Source organism: Bradyrhizobium sp. HKCCYLRH3097 (assembly GCF_051167875.1).
Lineage (GTDB): Bacteria > Pseudomonadota > Alphaproteobacteria > Rhizobiales > Xanthobacteraceae > Bradyrhizobium.
On record NZ_JBNPTX010000016.1, the window covers coordinates 156,176 to 177,377 of the forward strand.

The following is a 21,202-nucleotide window of genomic DNA, read 5'->3' on the forward strand; positions in this document are numbered from 1 at the left end:
ATCGGTTTTCGGTATCGAGTTATTTGAAACCGTAATTGCGACGCGCAAGTTTTGCGCGTCGCATGCTGCTTTGCGCAAGCGAGGTAAGTTGTATTTAACGGTGCTCCCGGCAAGGTGCGGCTCGTATCCAACCTGCAATCCAATGGGAGAGGGCCATGGCGTTTTGGCGCTGGCTGCGTGACGCAGCCCTGGCAGCTGCGGTAGTCACGTTTGCCGGCAACGCCGCCGGCGCAGCCGGCTTGAAGGAAGAAATCGCGCCGACCGGCAAGCTTCGTGTCGCCATTGCCGTTGGCCCCGCCGGCGGTGCGTTCTGGTGCGTCAAGTCGGACAGCGGCTATTCAGGCGTTCCGGTCGAACTCGGCAAGGCCATGGCCGCGCAGGTCGGTGTGCCCGTCGAGTTCGTCGAGCATCCGAATTCCAATGCGATCACCGATGAAGCTGCTCGGGGCGTCTGGGATGTGGCCTTCATGCCGAAGGACGCGGAGCGCGAAACCAAGGTCTCGTTCGGTCCGGTCTACGATTCGGTCGAGACCACCTTCATCATCCGCGCCGGTCTCGACGTCGCCAACATCGCGGCGCTGGACCAGGCCGGCACCGAGGTTGCGGCCATCAACGACACGACCGTGCTGCGCGGTGCCAAGGCTTTCCTGAAGAAGGCGACCGTCACCGGCTTCAAATCCTACGAGGAAGTCTATGCGCTGCTCAGCGCCGGCGAGATCGACGCGCTCGCGCTGGCGCGCGATCAATTGAATCTCATCGCCAAGCAGATTTCCGGCACCAAGGTGCTCGCCGAGACCTTCAAGAAGACGGACACCGCGGTCGCGGTGCCGCTGAAGCATCCGCAGTCGCTGGCCTTCGTCACCAAGTTCATGACGGATTCCAAAGCGAACGGTCTGCTCAAGAAGGCCTACGGCGCCAACAATCTGAGCGAGTCGACTTTGCTCACCCAGTAAGCGCACCCGACGCTGCGTGGCCGACTCTCCCACGCCACCGGCGGGGGAGAGCCATCGTCTCAGCCGGCACGCTTCATCGTCAGTTCGGCGCCCGCCTCACAATCGGATCGAGGCCGCTTTCCGCGATGACGTGACGCGCGTCCGGTGATTGCAGGAACTTGATGAGCGCCTCGCCGGCCTCCGGCTCCTTGGCGGCCGTAGCGATGCCGGCGGAGAACACGGTGATCTTCTGCAGTCCGGCCGGCAGCGGCCCGACGATGTCGATGCCCTTCACCGGCTTGAGCTCGCTGATCTGCTGAAAGCCGATCTCCGCTTCGCCCTGGGCGACGATCTCGCCGACGGGAGTGGCCGGAATCATCCGCGCCTTGCCTTTCATCTCGTCCTTGATGCCAAGCTTGTCGAACATCTCGGTGGAGACGTAGACGCCGCTCGCGCTGTCCGAATAGGCGATGGTCTTGGCGGCGATCAGCATGCGTCTCACGGCTTCCGCGTTCGAAATATCGGGATGCGGCGTCCCCGACTTGACCGCGACGCCGATCGGCGAGTTGGCGAGGTCCGCGCGGCTATCCGGCGTCACCTTGCCCTTGGTGGTGAGATCGCTGAGTGCGTAGCCCACCATGATGAGGACATCGGCAGGTTCGCCGCGCTCGAGGCGAACGGGAATCGCATTCGTGGTTGTTCCCATCGACGGGCCGTAGGCAATCGTGACCTTGTGACCCGAGCGCCGCTCGAATTCCGGCACCAGGGATTTGAACGCAGCGGTCATGCCGCCGGAGATCATGACGTGGACTTCTGCGGCTTGGGCCGCGGTGGTCAGGAGGAACGCGGCCGAAGCGGCGAGACCGATGGTGCGGAGATGGGTCGAGAGGATCATGGCAGGCTCCGAGGCGAACGGCTGGAGGCCGGGGGCGCCTTGGATAGCCCGACTTTGTCGGGAAGGCCAGCGCTCCACAGGGCCGGCCATCCCTCTGCAATGCGTCGCGCTTGCGGCGTCACTGTGTCTGCAGCGCGGCGAGACTGTTCGCCGCCACCTCAGCCGGCCTGATAGGCCGGCGCGGATGCGAGAAAGTCGTTATACGCGTCCGCATCGGGCGGCGTGAACATCTCGGCCAATGGATTGCGCCGTCGGCGCTGAGCGCCGATGTCGGCAAGCAGTTCATCGAAATGCTTGAAGTGATAGGGCGCGACGCAAAGTCCGCCATACACGCCCGCGGCAGGGCGCTCGATCCGCTTGAAATGCAGCATCATCTCGATGTTGTCGCGCATCTCGCGCTCGCTCGGTTGATGCGCCAGCTGTTTGTCGGCATACCGCACCAGCCAGTTGGCGGCCATGTCCGCACAGAGCACGGTGCAGAAGCTCGAATTGAAGCCGACGAATCCCATGTCGGGAAGATCGGGATTGGCGATCAGCCGATAGAGCCGGTACTGCCCGTCCGGATCGACCAGTCTGGCGCGGTCGGCATCCGACAGAAACGGGACCCCGAGCTTGTAGCCGATGGCGAGGATCGCGACGTCGGCCGGAATTCGTTCACCGCCGCTGGTCACGATGGTGTTCGGCTCGTAATGGCCGAAGGTGCCGTAGACGGCCTTGATCCGGCCGTCTGCGACCATCGGGAAGAAGTCGGGCGTCGCGATCGGGACGGAGCAGTTCACGCCGTCCTCGATCCTGCCCTTCGGCACCATGTTGCATTTGGCGAGCTTCAACTGCGTCTTGAGCAGGCTCTCCAGGCCGCGCCAATTGGCCCAGACGAGCGGCTTGGCCAGCAGATGGGCAAGGCGCGAGAGCGGGCCGATGCCCCAGCTTGGGAACATCTGCTCCTGGGCGCGGATATAGAGGATGCGCTTGAAGTTGATCAGACCGCCGACGAAGTAGGGAATGCGCCACACCGCTTCACGAAGCACGATCGTGACCGAGCGCGCGCCGGAGCGCACGGCGTTGACCGCGATGTCGGTTGCCGATTTCGAGCCGCCGAGGACCACCACGTCGCGCCCCTTCGTGAGCGCGGCATCGTTGTATTTCGAGGAATGCAGGATCAAGCCGCCGGCGGCCACGAATTGATCTTCGCCGCCAAGCGACAACGTCTGCGGCTCGTTGAACTGACCGGTGCAGACGGCGACGAAATCGAAATCCTCCCGGCTCGTCCGGTCTCCGGTTTTGAGGTCGAGGCTCCATCCAGGCTTGCCGTCACTGCGGCGCTGCATCGCAAGCACGGTCGTGTTCAACCGCATCAGGCGGATGAGGTCGTGGGATTTCGCGTAGTCGGCAAGATAGGCATGGACCTGTGGTCCCTTCGGCCATTCGGGGTAGTGATCCGGCATCGCCTTGTCGGTGTAGCGATAGAGCTCCTTGGGGCTCTGCGTCTGCACGTCGGGATAGGACCGCGCGGGCTCCCAGACGCCGCCGAGATCGGCGCTCCGCTCGAGGATGGCGACGTCGTGCCCGCGGGCGGTGAATGCTTTGGCTGCAGCCAGGCCGGAGACACCGGCGCCGATCACACAGACATTCTTTCGGCTGATCATGGGACCTCCTTGTTGTCGAGCGCGCAGCCGCGTTCGGGCGGCATTCGCCCGCCGCGCTGCAGAAGCCCGCGAGAGTTTGATGGTGACGAAGGTCGCCCGGCGCGACCGAGACGTGCGATGCCCACGGATGCGGCAGCATCGAAATCAGGGCGAGAAGGATCTCGCCGATCGCATCTCGTTGGAGCGCAGCCGCTGCTCATGCTGCAGGCGCACGGAGCCGATAGCGATGATCGCGCGCCGTTCGTACCGCAACAAAGGGCGGGAGCGCCCGCTGGGGCCCGCGCTGCCGCCTAGTCGTTGGCCTCCGGCGGCAGGAAGTCGACCTCGTGTTCCGCCGAGATCCGCACCACTTCGGCTGGATCGGCGAGATTATCGAGCATGTTGAACAGCGCTTCCAGCTTCTGCATCGGGGAGACCCAGAACAGCGCGCGCGCCGGCTTGTCGGATTTGTTGAAGTAGCCATGCGGAATGCCGCGCGGCATGCGCACGAGGTCGCCGGCATTCGCCTTGACCCAGACGCCGTCGAGCTTGAGGTCGAGGACGCCTTCCTGCACCAGGATGAACTCGTCCTGGGTGGGATGAACGTGAACCGGCACGAACTGCCCGGGCTCGCTGTTGGTCTCGAAGGCGAACGTGGAGTCGGTGACGGCTTTCGGATAATAGAGCTGACCCAGGATATTCCAGGTCTTGCCGGCATAGCCGGTACCTGCGCGCGTGATGCCTTTTTCGAGTGTGATCATGGCGGATCTCCTTGCTGCACGCGTGGAAGGATCAAGCCGGGGCGACGCCGAGTCTATCCAGAAAACGAATCCCTCGACGTCAGTTGCTAATTATTATAGGTTTCAAACGATCTCGACGGGCGACGTAGGCCATGACTGCAGATGCAGCCGCTGATCGTAGTTGGAAGTCTCCGGCTGTGCCGCGGCTTACAGCCTATGGCCGTGTTGCAACGCACGATGTCGATGAGGCGGCTGAACAAATAGGCCGCATCTTCTGTCCGCATGGGCTGCAACCGGAGGCGGATACTGCGCGCGATTTCCTCGCTCTGCATAATTGCGCGGCATTCGATGGCTTTTCCATCAACTACGTCGCCTATGGCGGTGCGGTAACCATCGATCCGGGCTGTCTCGACCGCTTCTTTCTGCTGCAGCTCCCGCTGGCGGGGACCGCGCGGGTCTTTGCCGGGGCCGGCGAGGTCGCGACGGCGCCAGACCATGCGGCATCACTGCTGTCGCCGACATTGCCCACGCGGATGGTCTGGGACGCTTGCGCTCAGTTGATCCTGTTGCTCGACCGCCGTCTCGTGGAACAGCGCGCAGCAGCGCTGTCCGGGCGCGCGGTGCAACCGATCGAATTCGATCCCGCAATCGCGTTGTCGGGATGTCCTGGCTCGCGGCTCCGGGCTCACATGCTCGAGCTCGCGGACCTCGCCGAGCGTCTCGGCGGTGGGCGCGGCCTGCCACCGGTTGCGGCAGCCAATTGGCGCGAGACGCTGCTGGACATTCTGTTCGAGCAGCCCGGCAATGGCCTGGCGGAGGCGATCAGGCTGCATTCCGGCCGGGTCGAGACATTGCCGCAGGCCGTCCGCCGGGCGCGTGATCTTCTGGCAGCGCACGCAGCCGAACCGCTCGATCTGGCGCAACTTGCGGCGTCGTCAGGCGTGGGGATCCGGGCGCTGCAGGGCGGCTTTCGCCGCCATTTCGGGATGTCGATCTCCGACATGCTGCTCGACATCCGGCTGGCGCGGCTCAATGCGCAATTGATGGCGGCTCCACCGGAGGCGCGGATCATCGACATCGCTTTCGACCTTGGCTTCACCCATCTCGGGCGGATGGCGGGGGCCTATCGCAACAAGTTCGGGGAGGCGCCGTCGGCCACGCTGCAACGCGTGCAGCGCGGTCGCTTCACGAATTGACGTGCACGAAATCCCGCAGCAGCGGATAGATCTCGTTATTCCACTTCTTGCCGCTGAACACGCCGTAATGGCCGACGCCGGCCTGCATGTGATGGACGCGGCGATAGGCGCGTACGTTGGTGCAGATGTCCTGCGCCGAGAGCGTCTGGCCGATCGAGCAGATGTCGTCACGCTCGCCCTCGACCGTCATCAGGCCGATGCGCCGGACTGCTTTCGGGTCGACGGGACGGCCGCGATGCATCAGTCTGCCTTGCGGCAGCAGATGCTCTTGGAAAACGTCGCGCACCGTCTCGATGTAGAACTCCGCCGGCAGATCCATCACCGCGAAGTACTCGTCGTAGAAGGTCTTGATCGTTTCGGCCTTCTCGACCTCGCCTTTGGCGAGATGGTTGGCGAGATCCATGTGCTGCTTGACGTGGCGCTCGAGATTCATCGAGACGAAGGCCGTGAGCTGCACGAAGCCAGGATAGACCTTTCGGAAGGCGCCCCTGCATTGAAAGGGCACGTAGTGGATCAGGTTGTCCTCGAACCAGTCGATCGGCTTGCTCTTGGCGAACTCGTTGACCTTGGTCGGCTGGATCCGCGTGTCGATCGGTCCGGCCATCAAGGTCAAGGTGGCGGGGCGCGACGGATGGTCGTCCTCGCACATCACGGCGGTGGCCGCGAGTGCCGACACCGACGGTTGGCAGATCGCGACCATGTGCGGCCGCGGACCGAGCTGGCTGAGAAAACTGATGAGATGATCGGTGTAATCTTCCAGACCGAAGCGGCCATGATCGCGCGGGATGTCTCGCGGATTGTGCCAGTCTGTGATATAGACGTCGTGATCCTGCAGTAGCGTCTTCACGGTGCCGCGCAGCAGGGTGGCGAAATGGCCGGACATTGGCGCGACAAGCAGCACCTTGGGCTGCTCCGGCGCAGCGTCCTTCTTGAAGTGCAGGAGCGAGCCGAACGGCGTCTTGAACGCGACCTCTTCGGTGACGGCGAGTTCGCGGTTGCCGACCATCACGCTATCGATGCCATACGCCGGGCGGGCGTAGGTCAAGGCTGAGCGGGAGATCAGCTCGAGCGCGGCGGACAGACGCCGCATGGCGCGGCTGGATAGCCCTGATGGGATCAGGTTGAGATAGCGCATGGCGGCTGCCGCGCTCTGGCGCCACGGCTCGGTCAGGTCCATGTGGTTCTGATAGGCTTGGTACAGCAGCGCCATCGCGTCCGATCCATTACATGCATTGCTGTATGCAATATCGGAGCCAGAACGGCCGAGTCTTGCCTGAAGAACTGGCATGTCGCTTGCTCGATGATATCTCCGACGTATCCGGCTCCGCGCATGATGCCGGTCGCACGAGCGGCACGATGGGCGAACGACAAACGACAATGCGGCAAGAGGGTAGGGCGACATGGCCAAAGCGACGTTGACCATCAGCAGCAAGAATTACTCGTCGTGGTCGCTGCGCGGCTGGCTGCTCGCCAGGTTTGCCGGACTGGATTTTGACGAGGTGATCGTCGGTCCGGACGACGCATCGGCTCGCGCCGAGATCCTGCTGCTGTCGTCCTCGATCCTGGTGCCGTGCCTGCGCCACGATGGTGCGACGATCTGGGATACGCTGGCGATCGGCGAGTACCTCAACGAGACCTTTCCGGAGGCGGGCCTGCTGCCAGCCGACCGCATCCAGCGCGCGCATTGCCGCTCGATTTCGGGCGAGATCCATTCTGGCTTCACGACCCTGCGGGCGTCGCTGCCGGTCAATCTCAAGGGCCACTTTCCGGGCTTCAAGGTCTGGACGCGGGCGCAGGCCGACATCGATCGCATCTGGGCGATCTGGCGCGACTGCCTGGACATATCCGGCGGCCCATTTCTGTTCGGCCAGCGTGGCATGGCGGATGCGATGTATGCGCCGGTGGTGACGCGCTTCGTGACTTATGACGTGAAGCTCGAGCCGCGGCTCAGGGCCTATGCCGACCTGATCATGGCGATGCCGGAGATGCAGCAATGGATCGAGGCCGCCAAGGCCGAGCCCGAGGAGATCGAGGAGCTGGAGGTCGAGTACTAGGTGTTCTGCCGTCAGCGGCGCGTGCCCGCGGCCCTTTGCAGCCGCGGCTCCAGCGAGAACGGCTCACGCCGCGGGCAGCGGCTGCTCAATTTGAAGCCGGATTTGCGTCTTCTCGGCGCGTGGCGCGAGCTGTCAGCACGTCACCATTGCCGTGTGGCGTCGGCCAAAACCCGGTTGTTGGCAATCAGTTCGGCTCACGATGCCGCCCTGGCCTGCCGATCTCTGCGTTGCAGACAGAGCGTGGCGTGGTTTTCGCATGGCACAATCCGCTTTCGGACGTGGTGGCCGCTGTGGCCGATCGTTGGGCCGCAACGGTTGCCGATGTCGCGATCAACCGGTGGAGGCCGTCATGAACCAGCATGCAGTGGTGACCAAGTTCTCGCACGTGAAGCCCGAGGACACCGACTACAAGGGCGGTGGGTTGCGCGACTTCTTCCTGTACCGCGATCTCGGCATCGCCGACGCCACCGGCGGCCAGGTGATCTGCCACCTCGTCAAGGCCAATCCGGATTGTCCGCCGGTGGATGGCACAGGTTGGCATCGCCATGATTGCGATTTCCAGATCGTCATCATGATGAAGGGCTGGGCCCGCTTCATGTACGAGGACAAGCCGACCCTGGTGAAGGCCGGCGACGTCGTGCACCAGCGTTCCGGCATCGTGCACTACCTCTACGATTATTCCCCTGACATGGAATATATGGAGATCGTCAGCCCGGCCGACTTCAAGACGGTCGAGATGCCGCCGGCGACCGACAACGTGCCGCCGGTCACGCCCTGGGCCTGAGCGCCCGATCTCCTTCTTCGTTAGTCTTTGGCATCCGGTTGCGGCAAGCGGCCGGAGGCTTCCCCTCACGATGTGGTGGGTCGTCTCCGTTGTGTCCGACATCTAGCGTGAACAGATCGCGCACCCGATGCGGCATCCGATTCGGACGCGATTCGTTCCAGCAGCGTTCCAAGGATTAAGACTGCGAGGCAGCGCCGTCGCATTTTGAAACACGGCACGCGCGCTGCCTGTCTCGCGCCTGGGTGCTCTACATTGCCCCTTGCGACTGGTCTGGCGCCGGTCCATCACCCGCGAGGGGAGCATCGATCATGACATTGACCACATTGGCTTGGCTCGCGCTCGCGGCCTACGGCGCGCATATTCTCGAGGAATACACGTTCGATTGGCGCAATTGGGCGCGGGCGGTGATGAAGCTGCCGGTCGAGTGGAGCGACTTCTACGTGACGAACGCGCTGGTGGTCGTGCTCGGCGCGGTGCAGGCAGAGCTTGCCGAGACGTGGCCGCCGGCTGCGCTCACCTACGCGGCGCTGATGATCATCAACGCCGTCTTCTTCCACATCCTGCCGTTCCTGCGCAGCGGAGGCAGATTCTCGCCGGGGCTGGCGACGGCGCTGATTCTGTTCTTTCCGATTGCAATTGCGATGTGGCGGCGAGCGTGGGGTGACGGTGTGCTCGACGTTGGAACGGCTGCCCTCGCGATCGTCGCCGGCTCGCTGCTGATGGCCTATCCGGTCGTGATGCTCAATCTGCGTTCAAAACCATATTTTCGGCAAGACCGGCCCTGAGCAGAACTCAGGGCCCGGCATGATCAATAAGACGAAGCGCGATCGGCAACGAAGCTCGGCTGCGGACGGCGTCCATTGCGCTCGTCAAATCGCGCGCGCGGGAACCGCCAGCCGATGACGGTGGCTTCGAGCGCGCCGCCGGATTCCTTGTTGTGCCATTTGCCATCAATGTAGAAGCAGGGGAACGGCAGTTGATAGGTGCCGCTGTGATCCTCGCACAGCACCTCGACCGTCTGTCCGGGCGGCGGCTCACCGCTGCCGTCGAATTGCGCCAGCCGTTTTTCGCGCGTAGCCATTCTGTCCATCTCCCTAAAAACGGGTCCCAGCCGGAACTTCAATGCGCGATTGAGGTCTCAGTATGGTATCAATCAGGAAACTCCGTCAGTTCCACGCAAAATCATGTGTTGGGCAAGCCAATGAGAAAATTGTGATGCGAAAATTCATTGCCGCGCGAATCATCTTTGCCGCGAGCGCGCTCGCGACAGGTGTGAGTTCTGCCGGACATGCGCAGGATATTCCGGGCATCGAAATCTGCACTGCAGAAAAGGCGATGGATCGACGGACATCATGTCTGCAGAGCAATATCGATTTCCTGCAGAAGACGATGACCAAGCAATCGCTCGATCAGCAGCAGAAGCTCGATGCGGCGAATCGGCAGATCCAGGCGCTGAAGGCTGCGCTGATCTCGCAGCAGGGCCTGATCGACGAACTCAAGGCGTCGCAGGCGAAACTTGCGGACGAGCTGAGGAAGAAGGCCGATGCGCCGGCCGCCAAGGACGCGGCGCCGGCGAAGCCGGCCGGCAAATAGCACGGCCCGCAGCGCAACAACGATCAAGCGCATGTGGATCTCCGCGCGCAGGATCGGGCGCTTCGATAGGAGAGAGGCGTGTCCACCAACCCGGCCCAGAAAGCGCTCTGGTTCATCGAGAGCCATCTGTCGGCGCCATTGACGCTGGATGAGGTCGCGGCCATCGCCGGCGTGTCGCGCTTCCACATCGTGCGCGCGTTCGCGGCGGCGACCGGCGTCTCGGTGATGCGCTATGTCAGGCTGCGCCGTCTCAGCGAGGCGGCACGGGCTCTGGCCTCTGGCGCACCCGACATTCTCAGTCTCGCGCTCGAGGCTGACTACGGCTCCCACGAAGCGTTCACGCGCGCGTTCCGCGACCAGTTCGGCGTCACGCCGGAAGCGGTGCGCGCCCGTGCGCGCCTCGATGGCCTCGCACTGCAGGAGCCGATCCTGATGGACCAGACCCCGCTCGATGATCTCGCCGCCCCACGCTTCGTCACCGCGCAGCCGCTGCTCGTCGCCGGCCTCGGCGACCGCGTCAGCGTCGACAATGGCGCCGGCATCCCGGCCTTGTGGCGTCGCTTCAACGAGATCGTGGACGAGGTTCCGGCGCGCCGCGGCGTGGTGGCTTATGGCGTGTGCTGCAACGGCGACGATGCCGGCAATTTCGACTATATCGCGGGCGTCGAGGTGGCCGATTTTTCCGACCTGCCTCGGACCTTCAGCCGCGTGCGGGTTCCGGCGGCGACGTTCGCCGTGTTCACGCATTCCGGCCACGTCTCGTCGATCCGCCGCACTGTACACACGATCTGGAATCGCTGGTTGCCGCAGTCGGGCTATGAGGTCGCCGATGCGCCGAACTTCGAGCGCTATGATCGGCGTTTCGACCCGCTCACCGGCAATGGCGGCCTGGAAATCTGGCTGCCGGTGATCCGCTAAACATCGCGCGCGGTACCAACTTGCGTCGACACGCTGCAAGCGTCTCCCTCAGCAGGGCTGCTCTGCGGTCTCGCGCTCAGCCGCTTGCTTGGCAAGCCGTGCCGGCTTTGCGATAACTCACGCCTAACAACCATGCGCCGCAGCGCGGCGACGAAAGCGGGAGGTCGTCCGATGTCCGACATGCGCGTGCTCGCCACAGATCTGGAATTTCCGGAAGGGCCCGTGGTGATGCCCGACGGCTCGGTGGTGCTGGTCGAGATCCGCGGCAAGCGCCTGACGCGGGTGTTTCCCGACGGCCGCAAGGAGATCGTGGCGCAGATTCCGGGCGGGCCGAACGGCGCAGCCCTCGGGCCCGACGGCAAGATCTACATCTGCAACAATGGCGGCTTTTCCTGGATTCCGACCGGCAAGATGATCATGCCGGGCCCACAGCCCGAGGACTATCTCGGCGGCTCGATCCAGCGCGTCGATCTGCAGAGCGGCAAGATCGAGACCGTCGTCAGCCGCTGCGGCGAGCACGCGCTGCGCGGGCCGAACGATCTGGTGTTCGACCGTCACGGCGGCCTGTGGTTCTCGGACCTCGGCAAGCGCCGCGCCCGCGACATGGACGTCGGCGCGTTCTATTACCTCAAGCCCGGCATGAGCGAGATCATCGAGGCCGTCCACGGCATTCTGCCGGCCAACGGCATCGGGCTATCGCCGGACGAGAAGACGGTCTACATCGCGGAGACGCCGACCGCACGTCTCTGGGCCTACGATCTCGCCGAGCCCGGCACCGTGAAGCCGCGCGAGGTGATCTATCGCGGCGAGCGCGGCCGCCCGATCGCGGGGCTCGGAGGCTACCAGATGTTCGATTCGCTCGCGGTCGAGGCGAACGGCAATGTCTGCGTCGCCACGCTGGTGACCGGCTGCATCAGCGTCATCGCGCCCGACGGCACGCTGGTAGAGCAGGTGCCGACCGGTGACCGAGTCACGACGAACATCGCCTTCGGTGGTCCCGAGCTGAAGACGGCCTACATCACGCTGTCGGGCAGGGGTGAGCTGGTGGCGATGGACTGGCCGCGACCGGGCCTGGCGCTGAATTTTCTGAACAAGTGACGCTCTACGTGATAGTTCCGTCATCGCGAGCGTCAGCGAAGCCATCCGGAGCGGCACATGCGACTCTGGATTGCTTCGTCGCTCGCTCTCCTCGCAATGACGGACACTGCTGATGCCCTTTCTTGAACCAGTCACCCTTCGCGGCCCGCATGCGAGCCTTGTGCCGCTGTCGGCGGACCATCACGACGCGCTGGTCGAGGCCGTAAGTGACGGCGAATTGTGGAAGCTGTGGTACACCGCAGTTCCGAAACCCGAGACCATGGCCAAGGAGATCGAGCGGAGGCTCGGCCTGTTCGCCACGGGAAGCATGCTGCCGTTCACGGTGCTCGATGCCGACGGCCGTGTCGCCGGCATGACCACCTACATGAACGTCGATGCCGCCAACCGCCGCGTCGAGATCGGCTCGACCTGGTATGCGAAGCGGGTGCAGCGCAGCGCGCTCAACACGCAGTGCAAGCGGCTGCTGCTGGCGCACGCCTTCGAGGCGATGGACTGTATCGCCGTCGAGTTCCGCACCCATTTCTTCAACCACCAGAGCCGGCGCGCCATCGAGCGGCTCGGCGCCAAGCAGGACGGCATTTTGCGCAGCCACCAGATCGCGCCGAACGGCACGCTGCGGGATACCGTCGTCTACAGCATCACCGCGGCCGAATGGCCGACCGTGAAGGCGCATCTCGACTACCAATTGAATGACAAGCCGCGCTGACCGCGCTATGGCCGCTTGCCGCCTCGCGCGGCTGATGATGACGAGACCGGGACGAACGACCAGATGGATACCTTCGACTATGTGATCGTGGGCGCCGGCTCCGCCGGCTGCGTGCTGGCGAGCCGCCTCAGCGAGGACCCTGAGGTCACGGTGTGCGTGCTGGAGGCGGGGCCGCGCGACTGGCATCCCTACATCCATCTGCCCGCCGGCTTCATCAAGACCTTCTACATGAAGAGCATCAACTGGGGCTATCAGCAGGAGCCGGGGCCGTACACGGCGGGGCGCAGCATCTACGCGCCGCGCGGCAAGACGCTCGGCGGCTCCTCCTCGATCAACGGCCATGTCTACAATCGCGGCCAGCGCCAGGATTTCGACACCTGGGCGCAGATGGGCAATCGCGGCTGGAGCTATTCCGACGTGCTGCCGAATTTCAAGCGCATGGAGAAGCGCATCGGCGCCGGCGAGGACCAGTATCGCGGCCGCGACGGCAACCTCATCGTGACCACCATGGAATGGAAGGACACGCTGTGCGAGGCTTTCATGGATGGCGCTGTCTCGCTCGGTATCCCGCGCAACCCGGACTACAACGGCGCCATTCAGGAAGGCGTCTCATACGTCCAGCGGACCATCCAGAACGGCCGCCGCGTGTCGTCGGCGACCGCATTCCTGCGTCCGGCCAGCAAGCGGCCGAACGTCGAGGTTCGCACCCACGCCCATGCCACCGGCGTTGTGCTGGAAGGCAAACGCGCGGTCGGCGTGCGTTACAGCCGCGGCGGGCGCGGCGGGGCGCCGGTCGAGGTGCGCGCGCGAAAAGAGGTGATCCTGTCCGGTGGTGCCTACAACTCGCCGCAGCTCTTGCAGCTCTCGGGCATCGGCGCGCCCGCGCTGCTGCAGGAGCATGGCATCGAGGTGGGCCATGCGCTCAACAGCGTCGGCGAGGGCCTGCAGGACCATTACGCGCCGCGCACGGTGGCGCGTGTCAAGAACATCAAGACCGTCAACGAGCTCGCGCGCGGCCTCAATCTATGGGGCGAGGCGCTGAAATGGGCGGTGACGCGGCGCGGCATCCTGTCGCTGTCGCCGACCATGGTCTACTGCTTCTGGCATTCCGGCGAGACCGCCGAGCGCTCCGACCTGCAGCTCACCTTCACGCCGGCGAGCTACAAGGAGGGCGTGCAGGGCCAGCTCGAGGACGAGCCCGGCATGACGGTCGCTTCCTGGCAGCAGCGCCCGGAGAGCCGCGGCTACGTCCGCATCCGCTCCGCCGACCCGTTCGCGCCGCCGCTGATCCAGACCAACTATCTCACCGCCGAGCTCGACCGCCGCGTGGTCGTCGCCGGCATGAAGCTGGCGCGCCGGCTGCTGGCCTCGGCCCCGCTCGCGCCGTACTACGCCTATGAGGATTTCCCGGGACCGAAGGTGAACAGCGACGACGAGTTCCTGGCCGCGGCGACGCAGCGCGCCACCACCACCTTCCATCCCGGCTGCTCCTGCCGGATGGGCCCAGCGGACTCGACCTGGGCAACGGTCGACGACCAGCTCCGCGTCCATGGTCTCGAGGGCCTGCGCGTCGCCGACGCCTCGATCATGCCGCGCATGATCTCCGCCAACCTCAACGCCGCGACCTTGATGATCGGCGACAAGGCGGCGGACCTGATTTTGGGCAAGGCGCCGGTGGCGGAGAGTTTGTCGGCGTAGTTGGGGCCGTCGCCGCTTATCGTTCGAGCCCGTGTCGTGCCGCACGACCAGTGCGCCCCCCTCCCCCTAGCGGGGAGGGGAGTGCACCGCCTGCGCGGCAGACTATGCTTCCGATCACGAGCTTGACTACTTCACCAGCCTGAATCTCCCGCCCTCGACCTTGATCAGGAACGCCGAGCGTTCGTCGTAGCCGTTGTGGTCGGTCGGGCTCATGTTGGAGAGGCCGTTGTTGAGATAGATATCCTTGCCGCGCTCGAGTTCGTCGCGCAGCGCGGCGCGGAATTCCGGCGTGCCGGGCTTGGCGGCCTTCAGCGCGCCGGGAATGGCGCCCTTGAGCAGGGTTGCGGTGTCCCACAGATGCGCGGCGAAGATGTTGGGCTTGTCGCCATTGGCGGCCTGATAGGCGGAGACGAACGCGTCGTTGGCGCGGCGGAACGGATCCTCGGGCGCCAGATCGTCGGCGATCGAGAACGCTTCGCCGGCGAACACCGCGCCCTCGACATTCTCCTTGCCGAGCTTGATGAACTCCTGCGTCGCGACGCCATGGGTCTGGAAAATCCTCCCCACATAGCCGCGCTCGCGCAGCGCCTGTTGCGGCAGCACCGCCGGCGTGCCGGCCGAGGCGATGAACACCGCGTCCGGATTGGTGGCGATCACCTTGAGCGCCTGGCCGGTGACGCTGGTGTCGCCGCGGGCATAGACCTCGTGGGTGGTCACCGTGAGCCCGAGCTTCGGCGCCAGCTTCGTCACCTCCTGATAATAACCCTCGCCATAGCCGTCGGACACGCCGATGAAGCCGAGCGTCTTCACCCCGCTCTTGGCGATGTATTTCAGCATTGCCGCGGCCATGATGTCGTCATTGGGCACGACCTTGAATGCCCATTTGCGCTTGTCGTCCATCGGCTGCACGATCGCGGTCGAGGCCGCCAGCGACAGCAGCGGCGTCCTGCTTTCGAGCGCGACGTCGAGCATCGGCATGGTGACCGGCGTCAGCGAGGAGCCGATGATGACGTCGACACCATCCTGGATCACCAGCCGGCGCGCGTTCTGCAATCCCTTCACGCTGTCGGATTCGTCGTCGAGCGCGATGTAGACGATCTTCTCGCCGTCGATCTCCTTCGGCAGCGCGGCCACTGCCTTGATCTGCGGCTGCCCGAGCGCCGAGCCGGGCCCGGTTGCGGACACCACGATACCGACCTTGATGTCGGCGCGCGCGGGCGCGCCGAAAGCCATCGTTGCAGCAATTCCGATCGCCGTGAGCGCGGCCCTCATCGCATATCCTCCCCGTTGAGCGTGCTCGGCGCGTTGACTGGCCGAGACTTTGGCCGATGAGCGTAGCCGGACCGGCGGCCTCGTGTCTGTCCCCGTGGTTGGTGACGCGGGGCGGCGCTTCCAGCCAGGGCGGGTTGCTGCTAGGTTTCGGCGAACAAAGAGATCCGGGAGGAACGCATGGAGGCTCAGGAGCCTGGCATCGAGGCGGCCGGTGCCGTCGGCGCGATGGTGCTCGCGATCGGACAGCCCGCATTTCCGCAAGTCCTGATCGAGACGTTGCGCATCCTTGCCGATGTCGGCCACTGCATGGTGTTCGTCTTCGAGGACCAGCGCTCGGCGCGCTGCCTGCTCAGCACGGGGAACATCGCGATCGGGCCCGACCTCGGCGCGGCCTATTCGGAGCACTTCCACACCGCCGATCCGAACCGGGATACGATCTTTCGCGAGCGCGCGGAGGCGCGCCACATCCTGCTGCCGAACTTCGCGCGCCGCATGTACCCGAAGGGCTACCGCAAGCTGTTCTTCGAGGACTCCGAGATCGTCGACAAGGCCGCCACCGCGATCTGGGTCGGCGAGCACTGCACCTACGTGAACTTCTATCGCACTGCTGCCCAAGGCGGTTTTGCGCCCCACGAGCGCCAGCGCATCGCCGCGGTCGCCCCGATCGTGGGGGCCATCGTCGCGCGTCATTGCCAGGATCGCGCTGCCGCGATGGATCCGGCCGACAGATTTGCTTCGTTGTTCGCCGCCGGCGGACCGCTGTCGGTCCTCACCGCGCGGGAGAAGGACGTCTGCCGTCGCATCCTCGAAGGCTTCACCTCCGAGGCGATCGCTGGGGCTCTCGGCATCGCCCTCAACTCCGTCTTCACCTATCGCAAGCGCGCCTATGAGAAGCTCGGCATCGCCTCGCAGAACGAGCTGTTCGCGATCGCCCTCCGCCTGATGACGACACCGCGGCCGCTGAACTGAGCGAGGGGCTCGCCTGCTGTCACCCATCGCCGGGACAGACGTTGCCGGAGCGTGCGGCTAGCCTGCGCCGTCAGAACCGGAGACCGAGAGTGAGCACAGCACCGCATTTCGACATCGATACCGCCGCGTTCTGGGCCGATCCCTATCCGGCGCTGGCTCGCATGCGCCAGGAGACGCCGATCGCCTTCGTGCCGCAGCTCGGCAGCACGCTGTTGTGCCGTCGCGACGACATCTTCGTCTCCGAGAAGCAGATCGACGTCTTCAGCTCACATCAGCCGCAGGGCTTGATGAACCGGCTGATGGGCCACAACATGATGCGCAAGGACGGCGCGGCGCATATGGCCGAGCGCCAGGCGATCGCGCCGGCGGTGTCGCCGCGCGCGGTGCGGGTGCACTGGCTGGCGCAGTTCCAGGCCCACGCCGACCGGCTGATCGACGCGCTCGATCCTGCGACGGACGTGGATCTCGTTCGCGATTTCGCGCTGCCGTTCTCGGCCGAGTGCCTGAAGCTGATCACCGGCCTCACCAACATGCGCTTCCAGGACATGAATGCGTGGTCGCAGGCCATGATCGACGGCATCGCCAACTACACCGGGGATCCCGCGGTCGAGGCGCGTTGCAACGCCGCGACATCAGGCATCGACGCTGCCATCGACGACATGCTGCCGGTGCTGGAGAAGACCCCGAACCAGAGCCTGCTTGGCGTGATGCTCGCCACGCAAATGCCGATGGAGAGCGTCCGCGCCAACATCAAGCTCGCCATCTCGGGCGGCCAGAACGAACCGCGCGATGCGATCGCCGGCACGGTGTGGGCGCTTCTGACGCATCCCGAGCAGCTCGCGCTGGCCATCCATGGCGAGGTGCGCTGGCTCCAGGTGTTCGAGGAATATGCCCGCTGGATCTCGCCGATCGGCATGTCGCCCCGGCGCATCGCCAAGCCCTGGACGATTCGCGACGTCGCCTTCGAACCGGAGGAGCGCGTGTTCCTGATGTTCGGCTCGGCCAATCGCGACGAGGCGCATTTCACCGACCCCGATCGCTTCGACATCCGCCGCGACGTCTCCAAGAGCATCGCCTTCGGCGCAGGCCCGCATTTCTGTGCGGGCGCCTGGGCCTCGCGCGCGATGATCGCCGACGTCGCGCTCCCGACGCTGTTCGCGCGGCTCAAGAACCTGCGCCTGCGTGACACCGAGCCGGTGCGCATCGGCGGCTGGGCCTTTCGCGGCCTGCTCAATCTGCCGGTGACCTGGGACGCGACGCAGGATTGATCCTCGCCGCGGCCCTTGCGGGGGGGGCGCCGTGCTCAGGCGGCCTCTACGCCCTGCCTGCTGCGATCGCCTGCGCCTCTGCGGCTGCGCGCTGCATGCTGGACGACATCTCGCCGGTGACCGTGCTCTGCTCCTCGACGGCGGCGGCGGTCGAGGTGACGTATTCGCTGACGTTCTGGATCTCGACCTTGATCGCGTTCAGCGCATTCACGACCTCGCTGGAGATCCCGTTCAGTCCGGCGATCTCCGCGCCGATCTTGTCGGTGGCGGCCTTGGCCTGCGTGGCGAGATTCTTGACCTCCGACGCGACCACGGCAAAGCCGCGGCCGGCATCGCCGGCGCGCGCCGATTCGATCGTGGCATTGAGTGCCAGCAGGTTGATCTGCCCGGTGATGTTGCCGATCAGCTCGACGATGCCGCTCATCGCCTGCGTCGCCTCGCTCAGGCGCTTGGCCTGCGAATCGGCGGAGGCGACCCGGTCAGCCGCCCCCATCGCGGTCTCGCGGGACTTCGTCATGGCCTCGGAAATCTCGCGCACCGAGGCGTTCAATTCCTCGGCACCCGCGGCGACGGACTCCATCATGCCGCGGACTCGCTCATTGCCCATCCGCACCAGCACTTGCTTGGTGACGTCGGTGGCGTATTTCACGACCTTGAACGGCTTGCCGTTGAGGTCGAGGATTGGATTGTAGGAGGCCTGAATCCAGACCTCGCGACCGCCCTTTCCGATCCGCTTGTATTCCGCGGTCTGATATTCGCCGCGGTTCAGGGCGGCCCAGAAGTTGCGGTAGGCCGCACCGTCGCGCTCTGACGGATCGACGAACATCGAATGATGGCGGCCCTTGATCTCGGACAGCGTATAGCCGAGCGCCTGCAGGAAATTGTTGTTGGCGTCGATGATGGTGCCGTCCAGTTCGAACTCGATCACGGCCTGCGATTTGCTGATGGCGGCGATCTGTCCGGCGAGATCGGCATTCCGAAGCTTCTGAGCGGTCACGTCGGTGGCGAACTTGACGACCTTGAAGGGCTTTCCGTTCTGATCGAACACCGGATTATAGGACGCCTGAATCCATACCTCCTTGCCGCCCTTTCCGATTCGCTTGTATTCCGCGGCCTGATATTCGCCGCGGTTCAGGGCGGCCCAGAACTCGCGATAGGCGGCACTGTTGCGCTCCTCCGGCGAAACGAACATGCTGTGATGTTTGCCCTGGATCTCCGGAAGGCTGTAGCCCAGCGCATTCAGAAAATTGTCGTTGGCGGTGACGATGGTGCCGTCCAGGTTGAATTCGATCACGGCCTGTGATCGGCCGATGGCCGCGACCTGAGCGCTGTAGTCGAGGTTCTGCAGCCGCACGCTGGCGTCGGACCACTCGACGACCGTTCCGGCGCGGCTTCCGTCCGGGTGCTTCAAGGGCTGCGCGATCAGATCGAACGTCCACTTGCCGATCTTGATGGTGGCCCGGTGCTCGGAGGCGAGGGCCTGCAGCATGCGGCGCTGGTGGGTCGGGTCCTTGTGGAAGACGTCGATGTTGGTGCCGATGAGGCCGTCGACGCGGAAGTTCGGCAACTGCGTCTTGAGATCGGCCTCCGCCTCACGCATCAGCGCCCGTACCGCCTCGTTCATGTAGACGATGTTGAGCTTGTCGTCAGCGACCATCACCTTCGCGGTGATCGCGTTTGCGGCCAGGGCGGCCAGGGATGCGGCGTTGTTCTTGCGGCCAAACATGATGGTCTCCTGTGCAAACGATCACGCCAGCGATGTGCACATCCTCGTGATCACGCGGTAGTTGCTGTGATCCAGAGACGGCGCTGACTGCGATCATTCCTGAACTCGATGATTCCCGTAAATTCCCGGGGGCTTTATTCAATCTAACAGCTCGTCAGTAAGATTCGGTTAGGCAGCAATCTGCAGAGATGTTCTGATTGTGCAGGAATGGCCGTGAATCTGCGGGGCGTGTTCAAGTGTCGCAGGGCCGGGATTGCCTTAGATCACGATCGACATGATCCTCGGCGCTAGGCTCCAACCAGATTGGATGGTATCGGCTTCGACATGCCAGAGAAGGACATTGCCGAAGTCATCGCGGTGCCGAGGGTGTTTCTCGACAGCCTCGGCATCGGCATCTCGATCGTCGACAGTGCAACGGGACATATCCGGTTTGCGAACGCCGAATGCTGCCGGATCGTCGGATACACGCTGGAGCAGCTCAAGACCGGTGGGCTGACCTTTGTCGATCTGACGCATCCAGAGGACCGGGAGCGCAATCGGCTGCAGCACGACAAGCTGCTTGCAGGCGAGATCGCGACCTATCAGCTCGACAAGCGCTATCTCCAGCCGGACGGAAGCGTCGTGTGGGGACGCGTGACCGTCAATCCGGTCAGGGACGCCAGGGGCCGCCTGAAGTGGTTCTGCGCCGTGGTCGAGGACATCACGACAACCAGGATCCTGGAAGAACAGCTTGCAGCCGCGGAGAAGCTCGCTGGGCTGTCGACGTTCAACCTGATCGTCGATGCAGACGAGTCCAAGGGAGATTTTCCGCCGGCGTCGCCATCGTCGCTGCGCGACATGTTGTGCCACGTGCATCCCGAGGATCGGAACGGGCTCGAGCAGGTCATCCGTCGTGCGATCATGAAGCGAACCGGCTACACGCGCGACTACCGGGTGCTTGGCAAAGCCGGTGCGGTGCGCTGGGTCCGTGGCATGGCGACCTCCGTCTACAGCCCGTCCGACGGACGAACCCATCTCGTCGGCGCGACGATCGACGTCACCGCGGATCATCTCGATCGCGATAGCCAGGTGCCGGAGTCCATTCGCAGGATCCTGGAACACATTGAGACGAACTGGGATCAGAAGATATCGATCCAGCAACTCGCGGTTCGCTACGGCGTCAGCCCCCGCACGGTCTATCAGTACTTCGCGAAGAGTGGTGTGTCCTTGGCCGAGAAGATCAAGCTGACGCGAATCCAACATGCGCACCGCATGCTGTATGATGCGAAAGCGGGTGACACGGTGACGTCGATCGCCCTGCGATGTGGCTTCAGCAATCCGGGGCATTTCGCCAGGGAGTATCGAAAGATCTATGGTGAGACGCCGTCGGAAAGTCTGAGGCAGGCGTCATTGCCGCTGGCGGCGCGGGGTGAAGCCGCCGCTGCTCCGTCCGCCCGCTGATCGTCAGCCGACCTTCACGGCATCACGTCTGGATGGAGCACCGGCCAGATGTGCCCGACGGGCAATCTCCGCATGCTTCGTATGCGCGAAATGCCCGTCGGGTTAGTTTGCCGCAGCCGCGCCGGCTTGCGTCGTCGGGCAAATCAGACCGATGGTCTTGCCCATCCCGCCTCGAGCAGAGGGACGTACGCGTCGTCACGAACGTGGAGGTGGGCTGCGATGGACGTGACGGCTGTGCCAGACGAGCGCAGGCGGCACGGACGGCGAAGTCGTGTGGTCCTGGCCTCT

The 21,202-nt window shown here is 64.5% G+C and carries 20 protein-coding genes; 13 read left to right on the plus strand and 7 right to left on the minus strand.

Annotated features, from left to right (window positions below):
• Positions 1-155: 155 nt before the first annotated feature.
• Positions 156-953 carry a transporter substrate-binding domain-containing protein gene (locus tag ACQR0U_RS30000; protein WP_315718044.1) on the plus strand — a complete coding sequence of 266 codons (798 nt, stop codon included), beginning with the start codon at positions 156-158 and terminating at the stop codon, positions 951-953.
• A gap of 79 nt (positions 954-1,032) precedes the next feature.
• On the opposite strand, the gene ACQR0U_RS30005 is transcribed toward ACQR0U_RS30000, so the two are convergent.
• The 3 genes from ACQR0U_RS30005 to ACQR0U_RS30015 form a co-directional block, all read right to left on the minus strand.
• Positions 1,033-1,827 (minus strand): substrate-binding domain-containing protein, encoded by a 795-nt coding sequence (locus ACQR0U_RS30005; RefSeq protein WP_315718045.1) that lies wholly within the window; start codon positions 1,825-1,827, stop codon positions 1,033-1,035.
• Positions 1,828-1,985: 158 nt separating this feature from the next.
• Positions 1,986-3,473 carry a flavin-containing monooxygenase gene (locus ACQR0U_RS30010; RefSeq protein WP_434842838.1) on the minus strand — a complete coding sequence of 496 codons (1,488 nt, stop codon included), beginning with the start codon at positions 3,471-3,473 and terminating at the stop codon, positions 1,986-1,988.
• Positions 3,474-3,763: 290 nt separating this feature from the next.
• Positions 3,764-4,213, minus strand: coding sequence for a cupin domain-containing protein (locus ACQR0U_RS30015; RefSeq protein ID WP_315718048.1), 450 nt, complete (start codon positions 4,211-4,213; stop codon positions 3,764-3,766).
• A 131-nt stretch (positions 4,214-4,344) separates the two neighbouring features.
• Between ACQR0U_RS30015 and ACQR0U_RS30020 the strand changes: the two genes are divergently transcribed.
• Positions 4,345-5,388 (plus strand): AraC family transcriptional regulator, encoded by a 1,044-nt coding sequence (locus ACQR0U_RS30020; protein ID WP_316166651.1) that lies wholly within the window; start codon positions 4,345-4,347, stop codon positions 5,386-5,388.
• On the opposite strand, the gene ACQR0U_RS30025 is transcribed toward ACQR0U_RS30020, so the two are convergent.
• Positions 5,378-6,598 (minus strand): polyhydroxyalkanoate depolymerase, encoded by a 1,221-nt coding sequence (locus ACQR0U_RS30025; protein ID WP_434840593.1) that lies wholly within the window; start codon positions 6,596-6,598, stop codon positions 5,378-5,380. The genes ACQR0U_RS30020 and ACQR0U_RS30025 overlap by 11 nt on opposite strands.
• A 190-nt stretch (positions 6,599-6,788) precedes the next feature.
• Between ACQR0U_RS30025 and ACQR0U_RS30030 the strand changes: the two genes are divergently transcribed.
• From ACQR0U_RS30030 to ACQR0U_RS30040, 3 genes are all read left to right on the plus strand, one after another.
• A complete protein-coding gene (locus ACQR0U_RS30030; protein ID WP_315718051.1) occupies positions 6,789-7,442 on the plus strand; it encodes a glutathione S-transferase family protein in 654 nt (217 codons plus the stop codon).
• A 349-nt stretch (positions 7,443-7,791) separates the two neighbouring features.
• Positions 7,792-8,226 (plus strand): cupin domain-containing protein, encoded by a 435-nt coding sequence (locus tag ACQR0U_RS30035; RefSeq protein WP_434842839.1) that lies wholly within the window; start codon positions 7,792-7,794, stop codon positions 8,224-8,226.
• Positions 8,227-8,534: 308 nt separating this feature from the next.
• Positions 8,535-9,011 (plus strand): HXXEE domain-containing protein, encoded by a 477-nt coding sequence (locus tag ACQR0U_RS30040; protein WP_315750227.1) that lies wholly within the window; start codon positions 8,535-8,537, stop codon positions 9,009-9,011.
• Positions 9,012-9,034: 23 nt separating this feature from the next.
• Here ACQR0U_RS30040 and ACQR0U_RS30045 read toward each other — a convergent pair whose 3' ends face one another.
• Positions 9,035-9,307: a hypothetical protein gene (locus ACQR0U_RS30045; RefSeq protein ID WP_315718054.1), complete on the minus strand. Its 273-nt coding sequence runs from the start codon at positions 9,305-9,307 to the stop codon at positions 9,035-9,037.
• A gap of 134 nt (positions 9,308-9,441) precedes the next feature.
• On the opposite strand from ACQR0U_RS30045, the gene ACQR0U_RS30050 reads away from it, so the two are divergent.
• The 5 genes from ACQR0U_RS30050 (at position 9,442) to ACQR0U_RS30070 (ending at position 14,239) form a co-directional block, all read left to right on the plus strand.
• On the plus strand, positions 9,442-9,819 hold the full coding sequence (locus tag ACQR0U_RS30050; RefSeq protein WP_315718055.1) for a hypothetical protein: 378 nt from the start codon (positions 9,442-9,444) through the stop codon (positions 9,817-9,819).
• Positions 9,820-9,897: 78 nt separating this feature from the next.
• The gene (locus ACQR0U_RS30055; protein ID WP_316169158.1) at positions 9,898-10,737 is read left to right on the plus strand and encodes an AraC family transcriptional regulator; all 840 of its coding nucleotides are present in this window, start codon (positions 9,898-9,900) and stop codon (positions 10,735-10,737) included.
• 171 nt (positions 10,738-10,908) lie between these two features.
• Positions 10,909-11,835 carry an SMP-30/gluconolactonase/LRE family protein gene (locus ACQR0U_RS30060; RefSeq protein ID WP_315828293.1) on the plus strand — a complete coding sequence of 309 codons (927 nt, stop codon included), beginning with the start codon at positions 10,909-10,911 and terminating at the stop codon, positions 11,833-11,835.
• A 112-nt stretch (positions 11,836-11,947) separates the two neighbouring features.
• Positions 11,948-12,541, plus strand: a complete 594-nt coding sequence (locus tag ACQR0U_RS30065; protein ID WP_316186792.1) for a GNAT family N-acetyltransferase — start codon at positions 11,948-11,950, stop codon at positions 12,539-12,541.
• A 63-nt stretch (positions 12,542-12,604) separates the two neighbouring features.
• A complete protein-coding gene (locus ACQR0U_RS30070) occupies positions 12,605-14,239 on the plus strand; it encodes a GMC family oxidoreductase (RefSeq protein ID WP_434842840.1) in 1,635 nt (544 codons plus the stop codon).
• A 126-nt stretch (positions 14,240-14,365) separates the two neighbouring features.
• Here the strand turns inward: ACQR0U_RS30070 and ACQR0U_RS30075 are convergent, their stop codons facing one another.
• On the minus strand, positions 14,366-15,511 hold the full coding sequence (locus ACQR0U_RS30075) for an ABC transporter substrate-binding protein (protein WP_434842841.1): 1,146 nt from the start codon (positions 15,509-15,511) through the stop codon (positions 14,366-14,368).
• A 177-nt stretch (positions 15,512-15,688) separates the two neighbouring features.
• Between ACQR0U_RS30075 and ACQR0U_RS30080 the strand changes: the two genes are divergently transcribed.
• Together ACQR0U_RS30080 and ACQR0U_RS30085 are read left to right on the plus strand one after the other, a co-directional pair.
• A complete protein-coding gene (locus ACQR0U_RS30080) occupies positions 15,689-16,480 on the plus strand; it encodes a helix-turn-helix transcriptional regulator (RefSeq protein ID WP_434842842.1) in 792 nt (263 codons plus the stop codon).
• 89 nt (positions 16,481-16,569) lie between these two features.
• The gene (locus tag ACQR0U_RS30085) at positions 16,570-17,748 is read left to right on the plus strand and encodes a cytochrome P450 (protein ID WP_434842843.1); all 1,179 of its coding nucleotides are present in this window, start codon (positions 16,570-16,572) and stop codon (positions 17,746-17,748) included.
• A 46-nt stretch (positions 17,749-17,794) separates the two neighbouring features.
• Here ACQR0U_RS30085 and ACQR0U_RS30090 read toward each other — a convergent pair whose 3' ends face one another.
• Positions 17,795-19,474 (minus strand): methyl-accepting chemotaxis protein, encoded by a 1,680-nt coding sequence (locus ACQR0U_RS30090; RefSeq protein WP_315718062.1) that lies wholly within the window; start codon positions 19,472-19,474, stop codon positions 17,795-17,797.
• Positions 19,475-19,798: 324 nt separating this feature from the next.
• Between ACQR0U_RS30090 and ACQR0U_RS30095 the strand changes: the two genes are divergently transcribed.
• Positions 19,799-20,914 (plus strand): helix-turn-helix transcriptional regulator, encoded by a 1,116-nt coding sequence (locus tag ACQR0U_RS30095; RefSeq protein ID WP_315750234.1) that lies wholly within the window; start codon positions 19,799-19,801, stop codon positions 20,912-20,914.
• Positions 20,915-21,202: the final 288 nt, after the last annotated feature.